The sequence below is a fragment of the Apilactobacillus bombintestini genome, from assembly GCF_003627035.1.
GTDB classification, from domain to species: domain Bacteria; phylum Bacillota; class Bacilli; order Lactobacillales; family Lactobacillaceae; genus Apilactobacillus; species Apilactobacillus bombintestini.
This window is the reverse complement of record NZ_CP032626.1, coordinates 612050-624030: the sequence shown is the minus strand read 5'-3', so window position 1 is coordinate 624030 and position 11981 is coordinate 612050. Positions and strand designations below refer to the sequence as shown.

Annotated in this window: 11 protein-coding genes; 1 reads left to right on the top strand and 10 read right to left on the bottom strand. The window is 32.5% G+C overall.

Features of this window, described 5'->3' with window-relative positions; genetic code table 11:
- Window positions 1-70: 70 nt before the first annotated feature.
- The 3 genes from D7I45_RS03065 to hisS form a co-directional block, all read right to left on the bottom strand.
- Window positions 71-949 (bottom strand): YitT family protein, encoded by an 879-nt coding sequence (locus D7I45_RS03065; protein ID WP_120784289.1) that lies wholly within the window; start codon window positions 947-949, stop codon window positions 71-73.
- 93 nt (window positions 950-1042) lie between these two features.
- On the bottom strand, window positions 1043-2824 hold the full coding sequence (aspS, locus tag D7I45_RS03060) for an aspartate--tRNA ligase (RefSeq protein ID WP_120784288.1): 1782 nt from the start codon (window positions 2822-2824) through the stop codon (window positions 1043-1045).
- A gap of 18 nt (window positions 2825-2842) precedes the next feature.
- Window positions 2843-4129 (bottom strand): histidine--tRNA ligase, encoded by a 1287-nt coding sequence (gene hisS / locus D7I45_RS03055; RefSeq protein WP_120784287.1) that lies wholly within the window; start codon window positions 4127-4129, stop codon window positions 2843-2845.
- Between the two features lie 354 nt (window positions 4130-4483).
- Here hisS and D7I45_RS03050 point away from each other — a divergent pair, with 354 nt between their 5' ends.
- Window positions 4484-5335 (top strand): fructosamine kinase family protein, encoded by an 852-nt coding sequence (locus D7I45_RS03050; RefSeq protein WP_242446913.1) that lies wholly within the window; start codon window positions 4484-4486, stop codon window positions 5333-5335.
- Here D7I45_RS03050 and D7I45_RS03045 read toward each other — a convergent pair.
- The 7 genes from D7I45_RS03045 to D7I45_RS03015 form a co-directional block, all read right to left on the bottom strand.
- Window positions 5332-5961: an HAD-IA family hydrolase gene (locus D7I45_RS03045; RefSeq protein WP_120784285.1), complete on the bottom strand. Its 630-nt coding sequence runs from the start codon at window positions 5959-5961 to the stop codon at window positions 5332-5334. The genes D7I45_RS03050 and D7I45_RS03045 overlap by 4 nt on opposite strands.
- A gap of 38 nt (window positions 5962-5999) precedes the next feature.
- Window positions 6000-6446, bottom strand: coding sequence for a D-aminoacyl-tRNA deacylase (gene dtd / locus D7I45_RS03040; RefSeq protein ID WP_120784284.1), 447 nt, complete (start codon window positions 6444-6446; stop codon window positions 6000-6002).
- Between the two features lie 13 nt (window positions 6447-6459).
- Window positions 6460-8688 (bottom strand): RelA/SpoT family protein, encoded by a 2229-nt coding sequence (locus tag D7I45_RS03035; RefSeq protein WP_162924078.1) that lies wholly within the window; start codon window positions 8686-8688, stop codon window positions 6460-6462.
- A 36-nt stretch (window positions 8689-8724) separates the two neighbouring features.
- A complete protein-coding gene (locus tag D7I45_RS03030; RefSeq protein WP_120784283.1) occupies window positions 8725-9468 on the bottom strand; it encodes a 16S rRNA (uracil(1498)-N(3))-methyltransferase in 744 nt (247 codons plus the stop codon).
- Window positions 9469-10353, bottom strand: a complete 885-nt coding sequence (gene prmA, locus D7I45_RS03025) for a 50S ribosomal protein L11 methyltransferase (RefSeq protein WP_120784282.1) — start codon at window positions 10351-10353, stop codon at window positions 9469-9471. It abuts the gene before it with no gap.
- 68 nt (window positions 10354-10421) lie between these two features.
- Window positions 10422-10739 (bottom strand): hypothetical protein, encoded by a 318-nt coding sequence (locus D7I45_RS03020; protein ID WP_120784281.1) that lies wholly within the window; start codon window positions 10737-10739, stop codon window positions 10422-10424.
- A 175-nt stretch (window positions 10740-10914) separates the two neighbouring features.
- Complete coding sequence (locus D7I45_RS03015) at window positions 10915-11655, bottom strand: DUF6198 family protein (protein ID WP_120784280.1); 741 nt, start codon at window positions 11653-11655, stop codon at window positions 10915-10917.
- Window positions 11656-11981 lie beyond the last annotated feature (326 nt).

Below are 11981 nucleotides of genomic sequence, written 5' to 3'. Positions count from 1 at the left end.
TATCGTTATAATAACTATCACACAATTTTGTATTATATCACATTTGATACGTAAAAATTACCGTAAAAAGCTACTCTACTTTATGTTCATAGAAATGACCAACTATTGTAGCTGCTTCAGTAACACTGGCAAATGCGTGTTCATCAGACTCATCTAAAGCTTCTTCTAATTCAGATAATTCATATCTAGAAATTGTTGTAAATAAGATAGTCTTTTGTTGATGGTTATAAGCACCTTCAGCATTATGAATAATTGTAATACCTCTAGGCATATGATTTTGAACACTATCAATAACCGTTTTTGGATGGTCAGTAACTATTAAAACTTGCATACGTTGTTGTCTTGTATATGCAAAATCAATGGCTTTTGCATTAACTACAATACCAATTGCTGAATAGAAAGCATATGGCCAACCATATGTAAATCCAGCCGCCGTGATAATAAATATATTAAAACATATATTTATAGTACCAATGCTTCTTCCAGTTTTCCGTCTAATAACTAATCCAAGAATATCTAATCCACCAGTAGATATTTCATTTTTTAAACTCATTCCTGTTCCAAAACCATTTACAACCCCACCAAAAATTGCACATATCATTGGATCATGAGTTAAATACACTGGGTGTAAGGACTTAATCATGAAACTAGCAAGGAATACAGTCAAAATTGTAAAACAAGTAAATTGATGACCTATTTGTTTCCATGCTAAAAGAAAGAACGGTATATTTAGAGCAAATAATCCAATTGATGGTGAAATAGTAAATGGTAAGTAACGACTGGTTAAAGTATTAATTAATTGAGACAAACCGGTAAAACCTGATGAATAAATTTTACCTGGTGTCCAAAAGAAATTCATAGCTATAGAAACCATAATCCCGTACATAAAGGCAGTAGATGCTTTCGCAAGATACTGATGTCTCTTTAACATTCGTTGAACATCATCCATAATTTCATTACCCCTCGTTTAAATATGAAAATAGTATAACATAAATATTAGTGAAAAAAAGGACTTCCCTACTTAGGAAAGTCCTTTCGTTCTTTATTCTTCTGAATCGTCTTCGCTTTCTAATCCTAGATCATCTAACTGTTTCTTAGATACTGGAGCAGGAGCATTAGTCATTGGTTCAGTAGCCTTGGAGTTCTTAGGGAATGCGATAACATCTCTAATGTTTTCAGTTTGTGCTAATAATCTAGCAAAACGATCTAATCCAATAGCTAGACCACCATGAGGTGGGAATCCGTAGTCTAATGCGTGTAAGAAGTATCCGAAACGCTTGTATGCTCTTTCTTCAGAGAATCCTAGGGCTTTAAGCATCTTCATTTGTAAGTCTTTCTTGTGGATACGGATAGAACCTCCACCTAATTCAAGACCATTCAAGATAATGTCATAACTTTGAGCATGTGCTTTATGAGGGTCTTCACCTTCATTTAAGTAATGTTCATCACCTTCGTTAGGCATAGTGAATGGATGGTGAGCAGGAACCCATCTTTCAATTCCTTCATCGTATTCGAATAATGGCCAGTCAACAACCCATAAGAAGTCAAATACGTCTTTTGGAATCATGTTTAAGTGTTCAGCAATATCACATCTTAAGTAACCTAATGTATCTGCAACAACCTTTTCACGATCAGCAACAAATAATAGTAAGTCACCTGGCTTAGCTTCAGTCTTTTCTAACATCTTGTCAACAACAGTTTGGTCATCAAAGAACTTAGCAATAGGACCAGTTAAGCCTTCATCAGTAACCTTCATCCATGCTAAACCTTTAGCACCAAATCTCTTAACGTATTCTGTGTACTTATCAATGTCTTTTCTTGAGTACTTTTCAGCACCATCTGGAACTGCAATAGCTTTAACCTTGCCACCATTTTGAACAGTACCTGAGAATACTTTGAAGTTTACATCCTTAACGATATCTGATAAATCTTTCAATTCCATACCAAAACGTACATCAGGTTGATCAGTACCGAAGCGGTCCATAGATTCTTGCCAAGTAATACGTTTGAATGGAGTCTTAACATCAATATTTAAGGTATCCTTCATTACTTTCTTGATTAAGCCTTCAGTAATATCTTGGATTTCTTCTGGCTTCAAGAATGAAGTTTCCATATCGATTTGAGTAAATTCTGGTTGACGGTCACCACGTAAGTCTTCGTCTCTAAAACAACGAGCAATTTGGTAGTAACGGTCAAATCCAGCACCCATCAATAATTGTTTAAATAATTGAGGTGATTGAGGTAGTGCATAGAATGAGCCATGGTATAAACGAGATGGAACTAAGTAATCACGAGCACCTTCAGGAGTAGATACAGTAAGATTTGGAGTTTCAACATCAATAAATCCATTGTCGTCAAAGTATGAATGTACTGATCTCATAATCTTACTTCTTAAGATAATACCCTTTTGTACTTCAGGTCTTCTTAAATCAAGGTAACGATACTTTAACTTAGTTTCTTCTGAAGCAGTAATGTCATTCTTAATATCGAATGGAGGAGTTACTGATTTGTTTAGAATTTTAACTTCAGAAACGTCGACTTCGATTTTACCAGTCTTCATATCTGGGTTTACTTCTTTTTCACTTCTAGCAACAACAGTACCCTTTACTTCAATTACGTATTCATTTCTAATATCGTCAGCAACTTTTAGTGCTTCTGCACTGTTCTTGTCACTAAATACTAATTGAACGATACCTTCACGATCTCTTAAATCAATGAAAATTAATTTTCCTAAATCACGACGCTTTGCTACCCAGCCATCTAAGCAAACTTCTTTGTTTAAGTAGCTTTCATCTACTAAACCACAATATGTTGTTCGATTCATAATAAATCTCCTTTTATATTAAAAACTTTTATTTACTAAATCCTTAAAATCATTTTTAACATCATCGATGTCCACACTGATTTCATTTCCATCAGCCATGTTCTTCATATGAATAGAATGATTTTCTAATTCTTTATCACCGATTGTTAAGGTGAATTTAGCATTTAACTTATTAGCGCTCTTAAATTGAGCTTTTGGTTTTCTGTCTAGATAATCTTTATCTGCAGTAAATCCTTGAGCTCTTAAAGCTTGTACCACTTTTAGTGCTTCCAAGCTTGCATCATCACTAATTCCAACTACATATGCATCAAGAGCATTTTCTGCAGGGAATTCAATCTTTTCGGCATTCATTAGAAGTAATAACCTTTCTACTCCCAATCCAAAACCAACACCAGAAACTTCAGGTCCACCTAATTCATTAACTAGTCCATCATAACGACCACCAGCACAAACTGTAGTGTATCCTTCACCCAAGGCCTTTGAGTTAGTCATAATTTCAAAGATTGTGTGGTTGTAGTAATCCAATCCTCTAACCATAGTGTAATCAACTGAGTATTTGATGCCTAAATCATCTAATAAGCCGGTTACTTTGTCAAAATGCTTTTGAGCATCGTCTGTTAAGTAATCCAAGATAGATGGTGCACCATCAACAATAAGTTGATCATCTGGATCTTTACTATCTAATACACGAAGTGGGTTCTTGTGTAATCTTTCTTTAGAATCATCACTTAATTCATCAAAGTGAGGTTCTAGATAGTCAATTAAAGCTTTACGATATGCAGCTCTTGTTTCCTTATCACCTAAAGTGTTAATAGCAATTCTTAAATCATTAATGCCTAACTTTTTAAGTAAGTTAACTGCCATAGCGATAACTTCTACATCTAGTTCAGGGGATTCACTACCAAAGGCTTCTACACCAATTTGGTGGAATTCTCTTAAACGACCTGATTGAGGTCTTTCATATCTGAACATAGGTCCCATGTAGTAAAGTTTTACTGGTTTTTGAGTATCTGGACCATATAATTTGTTTTCAACAAAGGCTCTTACTACACCTGCAGTACCTTCTGGTCTAAGTGTAATATGTCTATCACCTTTATCATGAAAATCATACATTTCTTTAGTTACAATATCTGAAGTTTCCCCAGAAGTTCTAGAGAAAACATCAAAATTTTCAAACATTGGTGTTCTTATTTCTTGGTAACGATAGTTAGCAAATAAATCTCTTGCGGTCTTTTCAATGTATTGCCATTGTTCAGAATCGCCAGGTAAAATATCTGCTGTACCCTTTGGACGTTGATATCGCATGATAATTCCTCCATTTTAATAAGATATAATTGAATAAAAAAAGCCCTTATCTAAACAAATAATAGTTTAGACAAGGGCGCAAAAAGCACGGTACCACCTTTTTTTTACTCATATGTAACGTATATACAACGGGTAATTAAAAATTACCAGCCTCAAAAGTGTCTTTTCCGAAATATTCTCGTCGCTATTTCAGCAAACTAGCGCTCTCTTTATCGGGAAACATCCGTACTTTTCTTTTTTCATCAGCAATTATTCTATTTAAATTTAGATTAATGTAATTTGGCTAAAAAGTCAAGAAAACTTATATTTTACTAACAAATTATTAACTTGTACAATGACATTGAGGTGATAAATATGATGAAGAACTTAACTAAAGATTGGCTAAAACAATTACCTATTTCTAATATCGAAAATATCCGCCCCGTTTCTGGTGGAGATATTAATGATTCATATGAAGTAATCGCAAATGGTCAACAATACTTTATGAAAGTCCAACCTCAAAAAGGAAAAGAATTTTTTGCACATGAAGTACAAGGTCTTAAAATGCTAGGTGAACATTGCCGTGTTCCTGAAATCGTTGATTATGGTGAAATTGACGGCGATGGCTATCTAATTCAAAAATGGCTAAACTTATCTCCATTTGGTGACCAAAGCCAAATTGGAACCATGCTAGCAAAAGTTCATGAATGCCATAATGATAAATTTGGTTTGGATAACGATTTTAAAATGGGCAGAATCCCTAAAAACAACACTTGGCAAGATTCATGGACCACTTTCTTTACCAAGCAAAGATTAGATCCATTGGTACAAATGGCTATAGATAAAGGTGGTTTCACCACAGATGACATCAATAAATATAATAATTTAAAACAACAATTTTATGTTGATATGAAAAATCATAAACCAGAACCATCCCTTCTTCATGGTGATTTCTGGTCTGGAAACTTTACCTTCACCAATGACGGTAAAGGTATGTTAATTGACCCTGACGTTTACTTTGGTGACAGAGAATTTGATATTGGTGTTTCCACAGTCTTTGGTGGATTCGATGATAACTTCTACAGTGCTTATAATAAAGAATATCCTTTAGATGAAGGTTGGCAAAATAGAATTAAATACTACCAATTTTTCTATTTATTAATGCATTACGTACTATTTGGCGGAATGTTCAAAATGTCTGTAGATCGTATTTTAAATCAATTTTAATCATTTCTATGAATAAAATCATAGTAGTTATTAATAGTTAATTCAGGATCACCTGTAGAATTAATCATGCTATCTGGATCGAATAAACAAGATTTAATGCCTGCATTATGGCCGGCATCTACATCTAATCGACGGTCTCCTAGCATTATACATTTTTCAGGTGAAATATTATTATTTTTAATTAAATAAGAAATTGATGTAGGATCAGGCTTTCTTGGAAAGTCCTGGTCCTTTGTTATTTTATCAGTAAAGTACTTGGAAAAATCATATTTATCTAATAAAGATAATGCTGATTGTCCGCGGTGTGTTAGTAAGAAATTACGTCCCCCATTATTTATATTTTGTTGTAGAGCCTTATCTACATTTAAGAATGGAGTTGCTTGTAAAATTCCATCATTTTCATAACTGTTATAAATTTCTTGTAATTTGTCCTTATCAATATTAAAGTGAGCAGCATATTTTTGAAGACAAGTTCCCAATGAATGGCGACGCATTACTAGATTAATATCATAATCATCAATTTCTATGTCATCAATTCCCATATCCACTAGTGCATTAACAAATGCTTCTGTCATTATAGGATAAGTATCCATAATAGTTCCGTCAAAATCCCAAATAATATCCATTTTCTTTCCTCCAATTAAAAAAGAGCTTTAACAGCTCTTTATTTGTTTTCTGTATCAAAAATAATAGTGAAAGGTCCATCGTTCTGCAATGAAACTTGCATGTCTGCCCCGAATTCACCTGTTTCAACATGATTACCAGCATTAATTAATTCTTGATTAAATACATCATACATTTTACTTGCATAATCTGGTTTTCCTGCGTTAACAAATGAAGGACGATTACCCTTTTTAGTACTTGCATACAACGTAAATTGAGATACTGATAAAATATCTCCATCTACATCTTTTAGGCTTAAGTTAGTTTTCCCATTTTCATCAGCAAAAATTCTTAAGTTGGTAATCTTTCTCACTAGATAATCTATATCATCTTTAGTATCTGAATCCTTTACTCCAACCAATAAAAGATATCCTTGGTTAATACTTCCAATAATATCATCATCTACAGATACGCTGGCCTTTTTTACTCTTTGTAAAACTACCCGCACTATCTAACACTCCTTACATAAATGGTCTTTTTACAACATATACATCAGGTATATTCTTCATATGATCAATAATCATTTCAAGTTGTTGAACATTCTTAATTCCAAGTTTCAAAGAAATGGTAGCTGTTTTTTCATGATCTACCTTTCCTTCTACTGAATTAATTTGACGACACATTGCACTGACTTTTTTAATAACATCATTTAATAAATTGTTGCGGTTGTATCCTTGTACTTCAACATTAGCATTAAACAAAGTATGATCATCATCTGCAATGTTCCATCTAACGCTAACTAGACGTTCATGGTCTTTTAGTATATTTGGACAATCAGCTCTATGAACAGAAACTCCACGTCCTTTAGTAATATATCCGACCACCTTGTCACCAGGTACTGGAGAACAGCAATGACTTAATCTAACTAAAAGATTATCTACACCCTCAATAACAATTCCATCAGAGGATTTCTTTCTTTTATTAGATTTATTAACTTCATCGACATTTTTCTCAATTGTTTGATGATTTTCCAAAATGTCTTTTTGCTGTTGTTCCATACGCTTCTTTTCAGCTTTATCTCTGATATCTGCAGTCAATAAATTAATAATTCCTGTAGGTTGTTTATTTCCAAAACCGAGTTCGGCGTATATGTCATCTTCATGATTATGATATGTTTTCTTCAATACTCTATCCATATTTTCTTTGGTTAGAATATCATTTACTTCATATCCAGATTCTTTAATAGCTTTAGTTAAAATTTCTTTACCAGCAGCTACATTTTTTTCTCTATCTCTAGCTTTAAAATATTGTCTAATTTTATGTTTAGCTCGACTAGTAGATACTAGCTTAACCCAATCTTGACTTGGACCAGCAGAACTACTAGAAGTCATAATTTCAACAATGTCACCAGTTTCAATTTGATAATCCAATGGTTCAATTTTTCCATTAACTCTAGATCCAACTGTATGATTACCTATATCAGTATGAATCAAATAAGCCATGTCTAGAGGACCGGCACCTTTTGGAAGTTCTAGTACATCCCCTTGTGGAGTAAATGCATAAACGTGATCACCAAATAAATCACCTTTTACACCTTCCATAAAGTCAGAAGCACTATCTGCATCTTCTTGCATTTCAATAATGCGCTTAAACCAATTTAAACGATTGTTATCTGATGATTGCTTAACCTCATCAGTAACTCCTTCTTTGTATGCCCAGTGAGCAGCAACCCCATATTCTGCAACCTTGTGCATTTTCTTAGTACGAATTTGTACTTCTAGAGGTCTACCACCAGGTCCAATAACTGTAGTATGCAATGATTGATACATATTGGCTTTAGGCATTGCAATATAGTCCTTAAATCTTCCTGGCATAGGTGACCACTTAGTGTGTATAGCACCCAACACTGCGTAACAATCTTTTATAGAATCTACAATGCATCTAACTGCAAGTAAATCATAAATTTGTTTAAATTGCTTCTTTTTAATTACCATTTTTCTATAAATGGAATATAAGTGTTTTGGTCTACCATATACTTCGACATTCTTTAAACCCATTTGCTTAACTTGTCTTTGAACTTCTTTAACAGCCTCAGCAATGTATGCAACTCTTTCATTACGCTTAGAATTCATAAGATTTACTATTCGGTAGTATTGTTGAGGATTTAAATATCTTAGTGATATATCTTCCAATTCCCACTTAATAGTACCAATACCTAATCTATCAGCTAATGGTGCATAAATCTCCAAAGTTTCTCTAGAAATTCTACGTTGCTTTTCAGGCTTTAAATGTTTCAATGTTCTCATGTTATGCAATCTATCAGCTAATTTAACAATCATAACTCTGATATCTTTACACATTGCTAGCAACAATTTACGATGATTTTCAGCCAATTGTTCTTGGTTAGACTTATACTTAATTTTTCCTAATTTAGTTACACCATCGACTATTAGACTAATATCATCACCAAATAGTTCTTTTATATCTGATAGTTCGGCTCCAGTGTCTTCTACCACATCATGTAAAAGGCCTGCACTAATAGTTTCTGGATCCATTCTTAAAGTAGACAAAATACTTGCTACTTGAATTGGATGAACTATATAGGGTTCACCAGATTGTCTAAATTGATTTTTATGACAAATCGATGCAAATTCATATGCTTTTTTTACTATTTGAACATGTTCTTTATTCATGTAACTTGATATTTCTTTAAATAAGTCATCTGCAGACCAAACTTTATGCTTAGACACTTCTCTAACCTTCTTCCGGTATGATTTAAATTATTCTTAGTTTAGAGATTTTAATTCCATATTAGCAGATACTACAGATAAAAAGTAAAAAGGTGCAGTTTCTGTTCTTAAAATTCTAGGACCTAATCCACAAGTTGTATATCCCATTGTCTTTAATTGTTCAATTTCTTTAGGTGAAATGCCACCTTCTGGGCCAAACAACATAGCTATACTTTCACCAGCATGAGTGTTATCTAATGTCTTCATCAAATCAGATTTTTCACCCTGTTTAGCTGATTCTTCATATGCTATTAATTTATGATCAAATTCATAATTATCTAATTCCTTGATAGATGAAATATATTCAACTTCAGGTATCTTATTTCTATGTGATTGTTCAGCAGCACTATGAGCAATCTTTTTAAAACGACTAATCTTTTTATTAGCCTTCTTATCCCATTTAGCAATTGCCCAATCTGTAGGCGTAAATATAATACGACTGACTCCAAGTTCAGTAGACTTTTGTACAATCAATTCTGCTTTTTCTTTTTTAGGAAGACCACAAATAATCGTAACATCAGCTGGTAATTCCACATTTTTATCTTTTTCTTCTATTACCTTTGCAATTTTGTTTTCACTATCGATTACTTTAGCAATAAATAAATGATGGTTTTCATCAACAATTTCAAATTTGCTATCTTCTTTAGAACGCAAAACAGCTATAAAATGATGAGCAATATCAGAAGTTAATTCAAATTCTTGATTATTTTTTAGTGCTTTATCAATAAAATAATGTTGCAATTATTCATCCTCCTTTCTACGATGTGCAATAATTCCACACCAATCACCTAACGTTCTTACTTGATCAATTACAAAATCATTTTTCTCTAAGGTTTCGTTAGTTATATTCAATTTATCTTTAATAATTCCAGAAATTATAATCTTTCCACCATCAACTAAATTATTAACTGATTGAGGAATCAAAGGTAATACTGCTTCAGGTAGCATATTTGCAAAAATCATATCTACTTTTTTATCAATACCATCTAATAGACTATTTTTGCCCACTTTTATTTCATCTGCAAAGCCATTCAATGCGACATTATGTTTTGCTGATTCTACTGCATCATCATCATAATCATACGCTTCGATTTCACCTGCTCCTAATCGTTTAGCAGCTATACTTAATATACCTGAACCAGTCCCAATATCTAGAATTGATTCACCTTCTCTTATAACATCTTCAATAGCTTGTAAGCATAGTACTGTAGTTGGATGGACACCTGTACCAAAAGCTTTTTTAGGGTCTAATTTTAAGACTATTTCGTTTTCATTAACCTTTTTATAATCTTCCCATACTGGAGAAATGGTTAAGAATTTAGTAATTCTTGTGGCATGGTAGTATTTTTCCCATTCTGTACTCCATTTTTCATCATTCAAACCTTTAGTTACTACCTTTCCTTTGCCAGGGTTTAAACCAAAGTCTTTTAATTCATCTACTCTTTTTTGAATATCTGGAATTTTAGAATTAATATCAAAATTTTCTGGGAAATATGAGTTAATACTTAGTGTTCCATCATCTAAAGTGTCTAATTCTACACCCAGTGATCCAAAATCCATCAAAATATTAATAACTGCATCTTGTGATTCTTCATTTGTTAAAACTGATAATTCTGTCCATTCCATCTTTTAATACCTCATTTTATATTTTTACAAAAAAAGTGCATCCAAAAGGACACACCCAGTAGGCCTAACTATTTAGACTTTTTTTGTTGCCTTAATTGCTCTAACTTTTCTTCGTGTTCGTGCAAGTGACTTTCTAAGTATAGCAACAATGAATTTTCATCCTTAAATATTCTAGGATGTTTTTGTTTGTGAAGTCTTAAATCAATTTCATTTATTTTTTGTCTTCCAGTCCATTTATGACCGTATCTAATAATTAACCGGTTGTCTAAGCGTTTTTTTCCAAATCTAAATACGTAAACATTATCGGGAGCTAAAAGTGGTCTAATATATGTTTTCTTATAATAGTAACCATTATCCCTTAAAAATCTTTTAGTTCTATCTAACATTGATTCAACACCTCCGATTCTTTTAAATATCTCATTATACCTTACTCTGTCCATAAAATCATTCTACTTAAATTTTATATTAAGTTGGGCAAATTGTCCACTAGTTAAATGCATTAAAAAAAGCATCTTACCTCTGTTTTTTTCCTACAGAAACAAGATGCTTTTCTTTGATTTATTATTTTACTGAACCAACGTCAATAGCTTGATGTTTCAATGATTTAAAGATATGTCTATCAGCTAGTCCAGTAATTCCACCTTGGAATAAGAAAGCGAAGATTGTTCCAATTCCGAAGTTGTTAAATTCATGAGTAATAATAATAGCAATAATTGCCATAATAGTTGGTGGAATGTATGAGAACCACATTGCTGTTGCGGCATTACCTTTACAGTACTTAAATCTAAGAATTTGCATCAAATCATCAGCAGGATGTAGTGCAATATTTACACGTTGGTAAATAGAAATTGCGATGGCAATAAATGATACACCTACGAAGTTTAATAGGACATATAATACTACCATTACTGTTCCTTTTGCATCTGGTAACCAGTTAGTAACAATTCCATTAAAGTAGTTGATCAATAATGAGAAAGGTCCTAAGAAAGCTGCGTTACCGATAACTCTAGACCAGCTCCATTTTCCAACTAAAATAGAGTTTAAAACGGTGATAAGCATTCCTAGTCCGAAGAAGGCCCAGAATAATACCCATTTTCCATCGCCTAATACGGCATATCCAAGGTTATTTTCAGCAGCAGTCCAGTAAGCTGATCCTAGGAATGCAGGATGAATTTTAGCACTTGTTACTAAAGTTAATACATTACCTAGGGAGTTAATGATTAGAGAGATTACAAAATAAATAATCGCACTAGTCCATGAGATAGTTCTTTTGGTCTTTTTTACATTTGCACCATTTTGCATGATAAAGATACTCCTTACCTAATTATTTTTGTTATTTTTAATTGTGAAAAATTTATCTATCACAAACACATGAAGCGGATTAAAAAAGTTAACTTAATAAAAAATATACTCTTTTAATCACATAAATATTAACACTAAACCTTATAAAATCAAGCATAAAATAAAGAATTTATATACTTTCATAAGATACGTTTTTTAATATTTCGTTTGTGAACTTTATAACAAAATAAATTATAAACCATTTACCAAATAAAATAAACCCTTTTTAGTAAAAAAATGTAAGCGATTTTATTTTGGTTAAAAAAAGAGCTGGTTATAAAATAACC

Excerpts from the sequence above, each read along its gene's own strand:
- D7I45_RS03065 (WP_120784289.1), bottom strand. The coding sequence starts at position 949 with ATGGATGATGTTCAACGAATGTTAAAGAGACATCAGTATCTTGCGAAA.
- aspS (WP_120784288.1), bottom strand. The coding sequence starts at position 2,824 with ATGAATCGAACAACATATTGTGGTTTAGTAGATGAAAGCTACTTAAAC.
- hisS (WP_120784287.1), bottom strand. The coding sequence starts at position 4,129 with ATGCGATATCAACGTCCAAAGGGTACAGCAGATATTTTACCTGGCGAT.
- D7I45_RS03050 (WP_242446913.1), top strand. The coding sequence starts at position 4,484 with ATGATGAAGAACTTAACTAAAGATTGGCTAAAACAATTACCTATTTCT.
- D7I45_RS03045 (WP_120784285.1), bottom strand. The coding sequence starts at position 5,961 with ATGGATATTATTTGGGATTTTGACGGAACTATTATGGATACTTATCCT.
- prmA (WP_120784282.1), bottom strand. The coding sequence starts at position 10,353 with ATGGAATGGACAGAATTATCAGTTTTAACAAATGAAGAATCACAAGAT.
- D7I45_RS03020 (WP_120784281.1), bottom strand. The coding sequence starts at position 10,739 with ATGTTAGATAGAACTAAAAGATTTTTAAGGGATAATGGTTACTATTAT.
- D7I45_RS03015 (WP_120784280.1), bottom strand. The coding sequence starts at position 11,655 with ATGCAAAATGGTGCAAATGTAAAAAAGACCAAAAGAACTATCTCATGG.